Raw genomic sequence first — 15,413 nt, forward strand, 5'->3', positions numbered from 1 at the left:
ATTAATGATTTGCGTGCGGATCAGTTGCGGCACTATTGCTACCACTTAGGCGCTGCAAGCTACCTTGAATACTGGCCTCTGAATCTAACAAGAATTGCCCCGACACAATCACTTTGTCACCGGCTTTTAAACCTTCAGTGATTTCTGCTTTACCCTGAGCAATCATGCCAACTTTGACAGGTACCGACGCAAATTGATTATCACTGCGTTGCACCACGACACGGTTTTCTCGCCCAGTCAGGATTAATGCTTCGGTTGGAATGGCTAATACTCCACGGTTTGGCCCGCCAAACAGTTTTACATCTACTAAGGTGCCCGGTTTTAATTGCTGATTAGGGTTATCTAAGCGAATTCTCACCCGCATTGCCCGTGTCACTGGGTCTAGCTCTGGGTAGATGTAATCTATGCTTGATTCAATATCAAACAGACCTTGCGCGGCAGAGGTCACCTCTACTGCACGGCCTTGTTGCAACCAGCTTTGTTCATTTTCAAATACGTCGGCAATCACCCACACACTGCTTAAATCAACGATTTCAAATAAGGTATCACCCGGTTGAACATACATGCCATGACGCACTGTGAGCTGACTAATTAAGCCATCTTGCTCGGCATAAAAAGGCACTCGATACAGGGTTTCACCCGTGCGCTCTAGTTGCTGAATCGATGCCGAGCTCACCCCCAGTAATTCAAGACGCTGACGGGCTTTTTTCAACAATACTGCCCCACGGTTTTTATCCTGCTTAAGGTAATCTCTGGCTTGCATGTAATCATCTTGCGCATTAATCAGTTCAGGCGAATACAGCTCATACAATAATTGACCCTTTTTAACTTGCTGCCCCACGGTATGCACCTTGAGGGTCTCTATCCATCCGGTTACTCGGGTGTGCACATGGCCGATGGCATTTTCATTGTATTCAACTGTACCTATGGTTTTGACTAGCTTCCACAGTGTGCCCTCAGTAACGGTTTCACTGCGCATGCCTAAAGCTTGTTGCATGCCACCAGAAACCCCAACAACAACCTCCTCGCCCACTTCACCTAAGGTCACTTTTTCTAAGTTCATGCCACAAATTGGACAGGTTCCAGGAGCATCAGACACCACATGCGGATGCATCGGGCAGACATATTTAATATTAGTGGGAGTCTGCGCACTTTTACCTGGCAGTAGGGTATTTTGAGGCTGATTAAACACCTTGTCAGCCTGACTGGCTGCGGGTGCTTTTGTTGCTGTTGCGTCCATCGCCGAATGATCATGCCCGGCATGATCAACATCCTCACTTGAACCGGCTTCTTCCTCTTCTTCTTTGGCCACCAAAAACATGTTGCACTTAGGGCAACGGCCAGCTTTATCGCTGGTCACCTCAGGGTGCATGGGACAAATATAGCTTGCTGACACCGATGAAGCCTCACCAGCATGTTCACTGTGTTCATGCTCCGTGGCTAATGTCACAGGCGACACCATTAAGCTGGTAGATAACACAAAGTAAAGAGTGAATACAACGCGTTGAACAGCAGCGTTTTTTAATACAGAATTTTTCATATAAACCTCGAACGGTCTAACACAAAGTTGTGCCAATACTCGTTAAAAACACACAATAAAATATTGCTGTTAAGTCACAGCAGAAACATTTTCTTATGCGATTGGAGGTCTAAATGCTGGGGGGGAATCGACAGAGAAGCCACTTACCGTAGCGGCAAGTGGTGCAGGATTGGCAGGCGCATTAGCAATATCAAATTGGATATCACTTAAATCTGCGGTAAAGGAAATCGTTAAGCAATGATTACAATCAATACTGCAACCACCTAACCCATTACAACAGCTATTGCTATTATCGACTTGCTGCGATTGTGACTCAGATACCATATTGCCATGGCAATCTGTCATAGCGGAGGCATGCTGCATTGAGGTCAGAGGCACATTATTATCTGAACCATCACTCAAAGCTTGAGTCATCATATGGGATTGCTGATGATCCATCGGCACCATAGAACTACCATTAGCTAACAAACCTTGTCCGACAAGTGCGAACAAAGTGAAAGTAATTAGCCAGTAGTTTTTCAGTGTTTTTTGCATCGCACTCAAAATCCAATATGCCGGACTGAATAAATCTTGCAGCATCTTACGATGGCGATTATTCAATATAGGCTCATAAAATATCAACTAATAGAGTTGACCGTGTAAACCATAAAACGCTTTCAATCTAACACAAATTAAATCGTTCGCTCAGCGAGAAACAAGTCAATTATGGCAATAGCATAACGTTAAACCTATGCTGATGATAACTTTTTTATTGTGACAACGGTGTGATAAATACCTAATTTAGCGATATCTATGGCAATTTTATTGCGGTGGTCTTTATCCTCGGACGCCGTTTGTGGCGGTATTTGCCTTTGCGGAGGAGATCAATACACCAATAACAACCAGTAATCGTTAACCACAAACTGAAAAAAGCCATCAACATCATAGGCACATTATTGAAACTGCCTTGGTTGTTGTAATCCATAAAATGCAGCATAAAAAAGATATCGGCTAATTTTTTATGTTCATCACTGTGGCCGACTATTCGCCCAGATTGTGCTTCAACATAAACTTCGGTATTAATGTCATCAGCAAAGCTCACTTGCCAAGTAGGGTTTTGTTGTTTCGGAAAATCGCTAATAGGTGGGGTGAGCAATTTGAGTTCAGCGACCTTACCCTCACCTGAATATGATGCTTGCGCTAATCTTGTCACTAGCGCTTCATCCAGTGTGACCACCTCACCGCTATAGGCATCGACCAAGGTGTATTCATGGTAAGAGTGCGCATACAAGCCTTGCTGATGGCTAAGTAAATAATAGGGCTTAGCCAATAAAAATACCGTATCTAATGCCATGCTATCACTATGCTGTTCAAGTACGGCTTTAGGCTCAATCAACTGAGTCGCATCGAGCTGATGCTGCACCATATCCTGATTAAAATAGCTTAGCCCTGCGGCTTTAGTGTGGTCCATCAAATTGAAATACAGGCCACTGGCTAACCACAGCACAAACTGAATCCCGACAATGACCGACGCCCATTTGTGCAATTTTCTAACCCAACGCATTAGGCAACTCCCACGCGTTGAACGCGGCTTTTTTTACGGCGTGTAAACTGGCCTTTAAACACCCTAAAATACACTAACACCATGCCAGTCAACGCCCCACCACTGGCTAGCAACGCCACCCAAAACAGCAATGCATTATCAATATCTTCACCGCTACTGTAGTCCATAATATGAAACCTAAACATCCAATCAAACCAACGCCAAAACTCATGGCGCTTACCCACCAAGATGCCTGTGTGTGCCGACACATAAAGCGAGGGGGATCCAAAATCATCAAAGTTAACTCGCCATGCGGGTAAATGGCGTGGGCTTAACTCAAAAGGAGGGTTGTCGGTAATCAGCGTCACCTCGGCTACATCGCCCTTGCCCGTGTAAAAGTATTGCGCAACTGATACGGCCGTTGACTCTGATAATGGTGTTAACACCTGACCACTATTAGCACTAATCACTAATTTTTTAGGGGACTCGCCATCCGCTAAGGTCAGCCTATAAACAGTTTCACCTAACAAGGTATCGACACTGATCTTGTCAATATGGGGATAGGCTTGAATGAGCTGTTGCAGTGAATAATTCATCTGGGCGGGCTGCACTTTAGATTGCGGGGTGATAACCAAATCATCGCCATGGATAAAATCGATATCCATATAGACCATATAAGCGCCCGTGACCGACCATATCGCAAATTGCAGCCCTAAAAATAACATCAACCATTGATGAAGGGTTCTTGCGGTTTTATGCATGACTTTCTCTGTATTTGAGCTAAAACACTTTTATATTATTACCTTAACAGTTTTAGCGAGGTAATCGTTAATCATCTTGTTGCTGCAATAATAGCTTAATACCTTGATAGCTTTGCTGATTGTTTAGCACTGATTGGCACCCAGTTGTTGAGCTTGGGAGGAGGATAAGTTCAACATCATCGATAAGTTTGCGCGATAGCCGTCCCTCACGGCAAGCTTGCACAATCCACTGTTGGTAAGCTGGATAATTGGCAGCCATATTAACTGAAACCACCCGATTGGCGAATTCAATATTAGCCAGACGCTGTTTGTTATCAATATCGGCTTGGCTGCCTGAAGTTAAATAATGAGACACCCCTTTAAATATCGATTTGCCATTATCATCTTTACGGGCTTGAGTTTGCTCGATAACCCACACACCATGCTCACCAATAACCGACAGATGTTTATCAGCAATATTGACTAACAGTGCGGTATTTTCATCCACACCAAATCCCATTTCACTATCAGTGGAGGCGGTTAGCATTAACAATCTTATTTGGCGATCCCGCTCAGAAAAATGCGTATCCATTATCCCAAAAGGAAATAACCCTAACCCGCCCTCTGCACGATAGGTCACTGCCGTTGGGGGTATATCCCCATCACACTGATTCATTTCGCATCGCTCACTCGGTGGTTTGGCACTCAATACACCATGCTGAATTGCGCCGTCACTAGTGCCGCCAGTGATCATATTTGCCGCTGTCATCACAGCTGTTCCCGCACTCGTCCCGCCAATCACGATTTGTTTATTGACCAAGCGATTTTTAATCACAGCTAACGCTTTAGACGGCTTTTTATCCGGCGTTAACCATGCCGTTAAGGTTAAACTTTGATCGCCACCGTTTAAAAATAAGCCATCAATACTTTCCAGTAACTCATACAATTTTTCAGGTGACTCACATAGACGTTGTTGTAATTGTGTGTGATCAGGATAAAGCCGAGCTTTATCAAAATTGCCTTGTAGTTGCTGACGCAACATTGGCAATTTGTCGCATTGATTATGATGTATACCAGCTTGCAAAGCCGCATCTAAGGGCAACCAAATAACATCAGCGCCAGCTTGTTCAAAAGCACTGGTGTAGAAAGAAATGGACTCAAACGGGTCTCGGGCTGAAGCGGTTACAATACCAATTAATGGGCGTGTCGCATCGGGATTTTTTTGCTGTTTTTTTAGTAAAGCCTGCAAGGTAAATAGTCGATAAATAGCCGGACCATAAGGCTTGGTTGTGGCATCAAGCCTGACCTGTTCTTGCAAGGGGCTGCCATCAATAGAGTGTTGTTCTTGTTCTAATAAATCGAGTAAAGCATAGTATTGCTGATCAGTTAACTCATCCAATAAATGCTTATCAACCTGATACACAGCATGTTTTAACTGGTTTAAATTAACGCTGCTTTTTGCTGCTTTTCGACTGGCTTTGCGCAGATTGTTAGTTTGATTTGAAGATAATGTTTGCAAGCTAGCATCACTCAGTGCTCGCTCAAGCCAATCAAGACTGAAGTGATATTGGATTGATAATTTGGCATTAGCTGAGAAAGTGATGCTGTCGACGCAGGAATGAGGTGAAAGTGAGCTACAGGTTTTTAAGCCGCCCCCAACTAACATCAAATCAAACCCAGGTGATAATGGTTTTTCTAGCTTTGATGAAACGTCTTGATTTGCCCATACATTATCAACAGACAATAATTGCAATAACAAGCAAAAAGCTAAAGTGCTAAAAAATATAAATAATTTAATTCTAGAAATAATTTTCATGGTTGCACTCAAAAAAAAAGTGTTTGCCACGTATTGACTCAAGCATCATATTACGGATAGCCTCTTAACATATCAACAACAAAAGATTGTTTTTTATAACATGATATTTTCAGCAACTCTTTTCCAAAGATACCACTTCCGTAGTTGGTATCTGTCTGAATGGTGGGACGAATAACCTACTGAACACGTTAGTGTTTGGTGGAGTTTTGTCTAGCCGTCTTACTCCCCTCTCAATCATTTGATTGACGTTGTACTGCCTGCAAACATTTATTAATGCCAAGCGTATTGACTCACGCGCAGTGTAGCCACGTCTAAAAATTACAATTAGAGATTTATCGGGAGCTTACCATGAGAAGTTCAGTACTTTTATGTGCCGTTTTTGGCATGGCGTTATCACCTGTTGCCTTAGCTGTTGCCAACGAATTAGAAAAATCACAACCAGAACAAACAGTAGAACGTGTTGAAGTGACGGGGTCACGCCTTAAAGGTGTCGATATGGAAGGGGCTAACCCTTTACAAAGTTTTAGCCAAGATGAAATAGCCAAAAAAGGCTATGGATCTGTCAGTGAGTTTTTACGTGATTTACCCCAGGCATCAAGCGCTGGAACTTTCTCTGAGTCTGGCGGCGTAGCAGGAGCTGATGGCGCTCCTGCTGGCGCTTCAGGGGTCAGTTTACGCGGGCTAGGTTCAAGCTCTACCCTAGTATTAGTCAATGGTCGACGTGTTGCAGTGGATTCATTTTCAAACGGTTCAGACTCATTTGTGAACGTTAACTCCATCCCGCTTACTGCAATCGAACGGATTGATGTGTTAACCGATGGCGCCTCATCGATTTATGGTTCTGACGCTATAGCTGGGGTAATTAACTTTATCCTACGTAAAGATTTTGTCGGCCATGAATTGAGTGCACAATATGGTAATGACACTTCAGACCACGATGCCAGTAAAACCAATCTGACCTATGCGGGCGGGTTTGAAACCACTAATAGTAATACAACACTTGTGGTTGACTATGCTACCCGTAATCCAATTTTTAACAGTGATAGACCGGTTAACGTGACATATGAGTCTAATACGCGTATGTCAATTGACGGTAATGACTACGCCGAAAATTGGTGTGGTGACGATACCCAAAAAAGCGGTAGTCGTTGTAACTATGACTACGTGATTCAACGCGCCATTCAACCTGATTATGAAAACATAGGCGCCACCTTGAATCATATCTATCGACTTGATAGTGGTTTAGAATTTTTTGCTGAAGGCATGTTTCAACAAAATAACGGCTCATCCTATGAAGCTCCAGCAGGTTATACCGTTGATGTGGCGGGCGACTCTATAAATGTTCCTCAATATATTCAAGATATCGATATGCTCGATGGCAGTGTAAGTGACTTTATCACAGTACGAACGCGTTTTCCTGAACGTCGAATTCAAGAATATGACACCCAAAGCTACCGTATGTTAGCCGGTATTCGAGGTGATATTGCCGATTGGAGTGTTGAGTCGGCACTAAGTTACGGAAAATCGACCAATGAAATTAAAAACGTATCAGGATACATGAATGCCAATCGTCTAGATGCCGCGGTGGCAAACGATAGCTTTAATCCATTTAATTTAGGCCAAGATAGCAGTTCAGCCCAAATAGCGGCATTACGAGATCCTGGCGTGCGTCAGGGTGAGTCTGAAGTTTTATCACTCGATTTTAACTTCGCTGGAGACTTATTTGAGCTGCCTGCAGGTATGGTAAGTTCAGTATTTGGTGGCGAGTTCAGAAAAGAAGATATTTTTGATAAACCTTCAGTGAATGCCGTTAATAATGAAATCATTGGCTTGGGCGCCAGCGACGCCGCCGCAGATCGCACCCAATACGCTGCTTATGGTGAGTTTAACTTCCCATTAGCTGAATCACTCGACTTAATAGCAGCCTTACGTTACGACCATTACAGTGATTTTGGTGGTGATGTAAACCCTAAAGTTTCATTACGTTATAACCCAATCGATGAGCTGGTATTACGAGCATCTTGGAGTACAGGGTTTAGAGCGCCATCGTTATCGCAACTTGGGGCAGGTACTTCATTAGGCAGCCAATATATTAATTGCGGTGCAGATGAAGCTTATAACGCATTATGTGGCACAGCTGGTGCCGATTTAGGCGAATTAGAGTTTGACCAAGAAACCATAGGCAATAAAGGCTTAGAAGCAGAAAAGTCGCAAGCGATTAACGTGGGCATGTCATGGAATGCGACCGATGAATTGCAATTGACTGTCGATTATTGGCGCTATGAGCATGATGATATTGTTGATATTGACGCGAATACCACTTTGGATGCCTGTATTAAAGATCCTACTAACGTGGTCGGTAGTATTGCTGAATTAGGCGATAATTTTGGCTGTGTCGTTGATGGGCGAGGTGATATTAGCTTCTTACGCACAGGTTATTTTAACGTTGGCAATCAAAGTACTGACGGCTTAGATTATAACGTTAACTATCGCTTAGACACCAAAACAATAGGTGAGTTTAAGTTCTATGTCGCTGGTACTGAAACTTTCTCATTTGAGCGTCAGGTAACGCCAAGTAGTCCTGTTGAGGATTTATTAGGTAAACTCAGTGGTGCATCTGAAACAGCGCGACCTGAACGTGTTATTGATTTAGGCGCAGACTGGGAAGTTGATAACTGGAATGCCAGTCTTTCCGGGCATTACATTAGCTCGATGGGAGACGGTGATTTTAAGTTTGATAATGAAACCGTTGAAGATTGGCTAACCTTTAGCGCCAGTGTTGGCTATGAACTTAATGAACATCACAATGTATTGTTATCGGTCCGCAACCTAACCGATGAAGAGCCGCCCTATGCTTCTTCACCGACTAATGGCTATGCCAGCTCAGTACATGATTGGCTCGGACGCCGCTGGAATGTACGTTATACTTTTAAGTTTTAAAAAACATATGCCCTGTAGGCTGTGCTTAGCATGGCCTACATTTTCTATCACCAAAATAAAAAGTATAACAATATGAAGTTACAAACCGCTCGAGAAATGCCAGATGCCTTCATCATCTTGTTTTTTGTTGTGTTATTTGCCGCAATTACCACCCACTTTGTCCCTGCAGGTTTTTTTGAAGTGGCTATCAATCCTGATACCAATAAATCAGCATTAATTGCCGGGAGCTTTCAGTTTGCCAATGACTATCAGGGCGTGCCTTTATTTGCCGAGCATGGTGAAATCGGCTTCCTCAATTTTGCCTTTGAAGGCATGGTTTCAGGTGACAAATGGGGATCAGCTATTGGGGTAATGATGTTTATCATTATTACTGGCGGCGCCTTTGGCATCATCATGCAAACTAAAGCAGTTGATAATGGAATTTTGGCGTTAATCGCTAAAACCCAAAAGTTTGAACTGGCTTTTATTCCTATTCTATTTGTACTATTTTCCGCTGGCGGAGCGATATTTGGCATGGGCGAAGAAGCCATTGCCTTTTGTATTGTGCTACTCCCATTAATGCGCGCCATAGGCTACGACGGTATTGTGACCATGTTAGTCACTTATGTGGCGACTCAAATTGGTTTTGCCGCATCTTGGATGAACCCTTTTAGTGTGGCAATAGCTCAAGGAATTGCTGATCTTCCGTTAATGTCAGGCTTAGAGTTTAGGGTGATTATGTGGTTTATTTTCACCTCTGTTGGTGTCGCATTTACTATGCACTATGCTCAAAAAATAAAACGAAATCCTCAATTATCCCCTTGCTTTAGTGAAGACATTAGCTCAACTGAGCCACAGATAAAAGTTAAGTTCACTTTAACCGATGGTCTTATTCTGACCACTTTTATGCTAGGTATTGTTTGGGTTATTTGGGGGGTTATTGCCAGAGGCTATTATATTCCCGAATTGGCTAGCCAGTTTTTTACCTTAGGTTGTGCGATAGGTTTGATCGCCATTCTCAGTAAACGCCTTAAAGTGAATGATGTCGCTAACGCCTTTAAAAAAGGCGCGCAAGAATTATTGCCCGCCGCGATGATTGTCGGTATGGCCAAAGGTATTGTGATTATATTAGGCGGCGATCAAGCAGATACTCCGTCAGTATTAAACACCCTACTGCACTATACCGGTCTTTTTTTAGGGCAATTACCTGAAACTGTTTCAGCGATTTTCATGTACTTATTTCAATCCGTGTTTAACTTTTTCATCGCATCGGGTTCAGGCCAAGCTGCGCTAACTATGCCCATCATGGCGCCTTTGTCTGATATTTTAGGCTTACCCCGTCAAATTGCTGTGTTAGCGTTTCAATTGGGTGATGGATTAACCAACATAATCATCCCAACCTCTGCCGCGCTAATTGGTTGCCTTGGGGTCACTAAAATAGATTGGTTTGTTTGGGCTAAATTTATATGGCGTTTTATGTTGTTACTGGTCAGCATTTCGATCACATTTATTATCATTGCCGTTAGCATCAACTTTAGCTAAGGATTTTCATGCAATTAATTAAAAATGCACAAGTTTATGCCCCAATGTACTTGGGTAAAAAAGATGTTCTATTGGGCGGCGGTAAAATTCTTGCCATTGAAGATACTATTGAACTCAGTGCAAATTCATTCATAACTGTCATTGATGCATCAGGACTAATATTAACCCCTGGATTTGTTGACTCACTGGTACACATTACTGGCGGCGGTGGCGAAGGTGGATACACGACTCGCACCCCTGAAATGCATATAAACGATGCCATTAAAGGCGGCGTAACCACTGTGATAGGCGTATTGGGGACAGATGCTCAAACCCGAAGTTTAGAGAATCTTCTCGCCAAAGCCTACGCGTTGGAAGAGCAAGGCTTATCGGTATTTTGCTATACCGGCTCTTATCATTTGCCTATGGTCACCATTACCCAGTCGGTAAAACATGACATTATGCTGATTGATAAGTTTATTGGTGTCGGAGAAGTGGCCATTGCCGATCACCGTAGCTCACAAATCACCTCACACGAAATGGCCCGCCTAACATCTGAGGCTAGAGTGGCTGGCATGTTGGCTGGAAAAGTGGGCATTGTCAGTATTCATGTGGGTGATGAGCCGAGTAAACTTGAATTGCTCGAACAGGTAATTAGCCAGTTTGATATCCCCATTACCCAGTACTACCCAACCCATATTAACCGCAGTAAAACACTGTTAGAGGCTGGGATTGATTTCGCCTTAAAGGGCGGTTTTATTGATTTTACCACCAGCACAACAGCGCAAATTATTGCGCAAGGGGAAGTACCTGCGGCCGAAGCATTGGCATTGGCGCTAGCAAAAAATGCCCCCATTAGCCAACTGACCATGAGCTCAGATGGTAACGCCAGCCTGCCAGTATTTGATGCTAAAGGTAACTTGGTTGATTTACAAATGGGCCAAGTTAGCAGCTTACATCAAGCTATGGTTGATGCGGTCAAGCTATTCAACGTGCCTATTGAGCTTGCTTTAGCCTCAATTTCTGAGTCACCAGCAAACATATTAAGGCTAAGACACAAAGGCAGGGTCGCTGTTGATATGGACGGCGATATTAATTTATTGAATGCGCAGACATTGGCTATTGAAGCGGTATACAGTAAAGGTAAGCTAGTTTTTTCTGAGGGGCTATCGCGTCTTAACATACCGTTTTAATCATGATTAAAACGGTAATATCGCACTAACTTAACATGAGTGTTCGCTCTCTAATCGTGCTTATACTCTTGCTGATGTATTTGCCCCACTTCTAATACGGGTGATGCATCAAGATCTTCTGCATCCATCATGCTTGAAATTCGTTGCATGGTGGCCAACATTTGTGACTGATCCCAATCCTCCATTGACTCAAAACGAGCAATGAAATGCGCTTGTAAAGGTTTGGGAGAGTCTTTAAGAATGTCTTTGCCCTGTTCAGTTAAGCGAATACCCACTTTGCGTTTATCCGTAACAGAGCGAGTGCGGGTAACCAGTTGGCGCTTTTCAAGCCTATCTAAAATACTGGTAATGGTGGCCGAGCTTAAATTAATGGTTTCAGCTACTTCTTTGACCATAGCATCATCATGATCAGCAATAGCCTGCAACACCAATAACTGTGGGCTGGTTAATCCTGTTTCTTTACTTAATTTTTTCGAATACAAATCAATCGCGCGGATCACTTGGCGCAAAGACACTAATCGCTCTTCATATTTTTTCAGCACAACACTTTTTTAAAACATCATAAAATAAACGGCACCAGCCCTACGGCCTAGTTTTACTCATACCGCCCGAATAACATCCACACTTTTGCCCTTCGACATTTAATTATGTTGGAAACCGGTAAGCCATTGCCTCTTCAATTGGCATCGCCTTCGCAAATAACCATCCTTGAACACAATGCACTCCAGCCTCTTTAACAATCGCTAATTCAGCTTCTGTTTCAACCCCTTCTGCCACTAGGCGATAACCTAAAGCTGAACATAGTGCCGACATATGTTGAAATAACAGCAAACCCTCAGCAGTGCTGGTTGCCAATAGCATTGAACGATCAAGTTTAATATCGTCAGGTGATAACTTGATTAACCTTGAAATATTTGAAAACCCACGGCCAAAGTCATCAATTGCCACACTAAAACCACTTTGTTGCAACCGCTCCAAATTAGCCCAAGCTTGTTCGCTTTCGTCATCAAAACTCACCTCTAATACTTCTATTTGGATTTGCGCAGGATGCTTAGCATTCAACTCAGCTAAAGCCTGTAAAATACTCGGTTCTAGTAAAGACATAGGATGAATGTTGATTGAAAAAAATGGCAACTGTTGGCGTGAGGCCAATAAGCTCAGATCATGTTTCACTTTATTAATCACCCAAAAATCAATCATGGGTACTAGGTTATTGCGATCAAGAATATCCATAAACCAGGGGCCAGATACTTTGCCACTGGGCTCCTTTAATCGTAAAAGCGCCTCAAAGCCGATTACAGTTTTAAGCTTAACATCCACTTTAGGTTGGTAATGTAAAACCAATTGACCATTATCAATATGGTTTAACACCTCATTTAATTCTTCAGTTCGGTTAATCGTCACCTGTTGCTTTGAAGTATAACGAGCTTCAGCATCAAGTTGATGAATTTCTGTAAATTTTAACTTGTAGCTGAGTTTTTCAATTAAATTAGCATTATTGGCAAACCGACTCGAAAACAGCACAAACGGTAAATAAATAAACACGTTCAAGACAATTAACAACGCTTGATAAAGTACGACTTTAACATCGCCACTGATCAACCAACTGTTTAGCAAAACGGGGGTCATCCATGAAATTTCTTGCGATGAGAACTCAAATATTCCAGTACTTAACACCCAATACGAAATCACAAAATTAACAGAGGGCGCTAAGATAAATGGGATCAGATAAACCGGATTAAACACAATTGGTAAAGCGTAAACAATCAACTCGCAAAAATTAAAAATGTTAAAAGGTAGCGACACCTTCATTAAGGCCAACTCTTGTAATGAGCGCCCTTGCCACATAGTGGCAATAATCAGCGACAACAAACACCCTGAGCCACCAACAATAACAAATTGATTATAAAAACTATTCAGCGACAAACTCGCGATAAAAGGCTGTGTCATGATGTTATCGGAAAATAAACTTAAGTAGGTATTGTCACCATGAATACCAATAAACCATAAGCAATGGATAATGATCATCCGCAAAAAGCCCTGAACTTCAATAGATAAGCTGGTGACAAGCATCACTAAGCCTTGCGCAGCATCACCTATCAATAAATCCAGTATTGGCAATAATAAAAACAACGCTAAATACACCAGGATAAAGGGCACAATCAAGTTAATGTGCTTCATTAAAAATGAGCTGACCATGGTGGATTTAACCAATTTCAACCATTTAAATTGACGGAAAAATCGCACCATATAAGGCACTAATAACGGGATTAATATGGAATAAAAGTTAGGCCAAACAGAGCTAAGCATATAGCCCGCTTCCATTTTTATGAGGTAATTACTGTGGGTAATAAAGCATAAGCACGCCAAAATACTGCCCACAATGGTATTCACGCGTAAATTTTTTGAGAGGTGGTAGCTTAATGAAATCACAATTGCTAAAGGTGATATCGCCATAATCAAACGATGGCTTTGGTTTAGCACCGCAAAAACGGTCGATTTACCCTCAAAGTCAGGCCAAAAAGGCTGTAAGCCTATCAACATAAAGGCCAAAGAAGAGATAACAAAAAAGGGAATTAACGCAATAAACCCCTCACGCATCGATAAGATAAGAGGCGTTTGATTCAAACTAGCCAAATGGTGAAACCAGCGGCGAGGGGCAAAGTAAGCTTGCGGCAAATAAAGCACCTTTAATACATTAAGGCGGTTATTTGATAATACTCCAGAAACTCAATTAATCAACAACAAGCTTGTAACATTTGTCAGCGAAAAATCATTGCTAGGCAAGTTTTAGCGACTCATTTTTAAACGAAAAAAAATTATTCCTAACATTATGAATAACAAGTTGCCTTGGGTAAATAAAGTCAGTCCGTGACTTCAATTTAACCTATTGCCTGCAGCAGGCTATCGTATAAGCACAACAGTGACACGCTGCAAGTTCGTCCCTGAAAGCTCGGCCATGACGCCCATGTCATGGACGGTCACTGCCGTGCTTATACCCTAAATTTTCGCCTCTTCGATTGAATATTTTATATGGCTAAAAGTAAAAACATTAAAAGCCGACAAAGTACAATTTGAAACTTGCAGACTCAATTTGAATTGAGGTCATAGAAAAAAGGCTGTGAGCTTGGCATTTGTAAATCCATTTACTTCAGAGCCCATCGGAAGCGTTAGGAGATTGAGTATTAGGTGACAATGGCCGACGCGGACGACAGACTCGGTTAAAAGCTGGATCGTTCCCCATCGAAAATTATGCGCTTTTCAGCATTTTTCGTCTGGGGCGCTGAGGGATTCCAAAGGGCTTCTTTTGTAAAAAAGCGTGCGTTTTGCCCCTTTGGTCTGATGCGAGCGAAGCGCCACGACGTTGATTTTAAAAAATGCTAAACCTGCATTCAAAGGACACCAAACTTTGGGGTAAAAGTGTATTTAACAATGAGCAAACTTTAATACCTAAAAATGACATAGCCCCTCTGATAATTTATCAAACTATCGCATCATTAACGTTCATAACAACTTTAATGTCTTATCACACTTCAATTAATCAGTACCAAAATCAACCAGAGCTAACAATGTTTTGATACGCAAAGGGGGACAAGGTAAATCTTAAGCTTGTTCAGTCACCTGTTTAGGTGTGCCATGATGACCATCACGCTTCCAGTCAACATCTAATAGTTCTGCACCAGATAAGCTAAATGCCTGACCAAAACCTTTAACGTATAAGCCATGATGCGGGATGAGTTTGAATAAGTTGAAGTCTTTTAACGCAGCTAAGTTATCAATCATTTCACCAAAACGAGCCGATAATGCAGCCACGCCTTTAGTGAATGTGTCGCTATCTCTTGCAACAACCTCAGCCGTAGCATCAAACGTTAATCGCTTACGTGCGAACACACTTTTAGATTCTGATTCATCTTCAACCAACATGACTGAAAGCTTGTCAGAGGCTTGTAGATTAGTGCCATGACGGGCTAACTCACTGACTAAAATATAAAAGCCATCATCAGCTAAGGCAAAAGGTGCATAACTGGCATTGGGTACGCCGTCTGCATCTTGTGTTGCTAGCTGCAAAGTGGAGCGTTGAGCTTTAAATTCTTCAATTTCAGGTAATAGCTTTTCGCGTAAGCGTTGTTCTTTTTCGTTCGACATCACACATTTCCTTTTA

The 15,413-nt window shown here is 42.4% G+C and carries 11 protein-coding genes; 3 read left to right on the forward strand and 8 right to left on the reverse strand.

The features are described from left to right. Position 1 precedes the first annotated feature (1 nt). From NE535_RS08855 to NE535_RS08875, 5 genes are all read right to left on the reverse strand, one after another. Positions 2–1,540 (reverse strand): efflux RND transporter periplasmic adaptor subunit, encoded by a 1,539-nt coding sequence (locus NE535_RS08855; RefSeq protein WP_261298276.1) that lies wholly within the window; start codon positions 1,538–1,540, stop codon positions 2–4. Positions 1,541–1,633: 93 nt separating this feature from the next. Beyond that, on the reverse strand, positions 1,634–2,140 hold the full coding sequence (locus tag NE535_RS08860) for a hypothetical protein (protein ID WP_261298277.1): 507 nt from the start codon (positions 2,138–2,140) through the stop codon (positions 1,634–1,636). A gap of 190 nt (positions 2,141–2,330) precedes the next feature. Beyond that, positions 2,331–3,083, reverse strand: coding sequence for a PepSY domain-containing protein (locus NE535_RS08865; RefSeq protein ID WP_261298278.1), 753 nt, complete (start codon positions 3,081–3,083; stop codon positions 2,331–2,333). Next, positions 3,083–3,823 (reverse strand): PepSY domain-containing protein, encoded by a 741-nt coding sequence (locus NE535_RS08870; RefSeq protein ID WP_261298279.1) that lies wholly within the window; start codon positions 3,821–3,823, stop codon positions 3,083–3,085. The genes NE535_RS08865 and NE535_RS08870 overlap by 1 nt, the downstream gene beginning before the upstream one ends. A 67-nt stretch (positions 3,824–3,890) precedes the next feature. Next, complete coding sequence (locus tag NE535_RS08875; protein WP_261298280.1) at positions 3,891–5,618, reverse strand: cyanophycinase; 1,728 nt, start codon at positions 5,616–5,618, stop codon at positions 3,891–3,893. A 348-nt stretch (positions 5,619–5,966) separates the two neighbouring features. Between NE535_RS08875 and NE535_RS08880 the strand changes: the two genes are divergently transcribed. The 3 genes from NE535_RS08880 (at position 5,967) to iadA (ending at position 11,251) form a co-directional block, all read left to right on the forward strand. Further along, on the forward strand, positions 5,967–8,558 hold the full coding sequence (locus tag NE535_RS08880) for a TonB-dependent receptor (protein WP_261298281.1): 2,592 nt from the start codon (positions 5,967–5,969) through the stop codon (positions 8,556–8,558). 72 nt (positions 8,559–8,630) lie between these two features. Then, the gene (gene yfcC, locus NE535_RS08885) at positions 8,631–10,079 is read left to right on the forward strand and encodes a putative basic amino acid antiporter YfcC (protein WP_261298282.1); all 1,449 of its coding nucleotides are present in this window, start codon (positions 8,631–8,633) and stop codon (positions 10,077–10,079) included. An 8-nt stretch (positions 10,080–10,087) separates the two neighbouring features. Continuing rightward, a complete protein-coding gene (gene iadA / locus NE535_RS08890) occupies positions 10,088–11,251 on the forward strand; it encodes a beta-aspartyl-peptidase (RefSeq protein ID WP_261298283.1) in 1,164 nt (387 codons plus the stop codon). 50 nt (positions 11,252–11,301) lie between these two features. Here the strand turns inward: iadA and NE535_RS08895 are convergent, their stop codons facing one another. From NE535_RS08895 to hutZ, 3 genes are all read right to left on the reverse strand, one after another. Next, positions 11,302–11,790 (reverse strand): MarR family winged helix-turn-helix transcriptional regulator, encoded by a 489-nt coding sequence (locus NE535_RS08895; RefSeq protein WP_261298374.1) that lies wholly within the window; start codon positions 11,788–11,790, stop codon positions 11,302–11,304. A gap of 106 nt (positions 11,791–11,896) precedes the next feature. Beyond that, the gene (locus tag NE535_RS08900; protein WP_261298284.1) at positions 11,897–13,930 is read right to left on the reverse strand and encodes an EAL domain-containing protein; all 2,034 of its coding nucleotides are present in this window, start codon (positions 13,928–13,930) and stop codon (positions 11,897–11,899) included. Positions 13,931–14,854: 924 nt separating this feature from the next. Beyond that, positions 14,855–15,397: a heme utilization protein HutZ gene (gene hutZ / locus NE535_RS08905; RefSeq protein WP_261298285.1), complete on the reverse strand. Its 543-nt coding sequence runs from the start codon at positions 15,395–15,397 to the stop codon at positions 14,855–14,857. Positions 15,398–15,413: the final 16 nt, after the last annotated feature.

It is taken from the genome of Shewanella holmiensis (genome assembly GCF_025370255.1).
GTDB lineage: Bacteria > Pseudomonadota > Gammaproteobacteria > Enterobacterales > Shewanellaceae > Shewanella > Shewanella holmiensis.

Excerpts from the sequence above, each read along its gene's own strand:
- iadA (WP_261298283.1), top strand. The coding sequence starts at position 10,088 with ATGCAATTAATTAAAAATGCACAAGTTTATGCCCCAATGTACTTGGGT.
- NE535_RS08855 (WP_261298276.1), bottom strand. The coding sequence starts at position 1,540 with ATGAAAAATTCTGTATTAAAAAACGCTGCTGTTCAACGCGTTGTATTC.
- NE535_RS08870 (WP_261298279.1), bottom strand. The coding sequence starts at position 3,823 with ATGCATAAAACCGCAAGAACCCTTCATCAATGGTTGATGTTATTTTTA.
- NE535_RS08875 (WP_261298280.1), bottom strand. The coding sequence starts at position 5,618 with ATGAAAATTATTTCTAGAATTAAATTATTTATATTTTTTAGCACTTTA.
- yfcC (WP_261298282.1), top strand. The coding sequence starts at position 8,631 with ATGAAGTTACAAACCGCTCGAGAAATGCCAGATGCCTTCATCATCTTG.
- NE535_RS08880 (WP_261298281.1), top strand. The coding sequence starts at position 5,967 with ATGAGAAGTTCAGTACTTTTATGTGCCGTTTTTGGCATGGCGTTATCA.
- NE535_RS08865 (WP_261298278.1), bottom strand. The coding sequence starts at position 3,083 with ATGCGTTGGGTTAGAAAATTGCACAAATGGGCGTCGGTCATTGTCGGG.
- hutZ (WP_261298285.1), bottom strand. The coding sequence starts at position 15,397 with ATGTCGAACGAAAAAGAACAACGCTTACGCGAAAAGCTATTACCTGAA.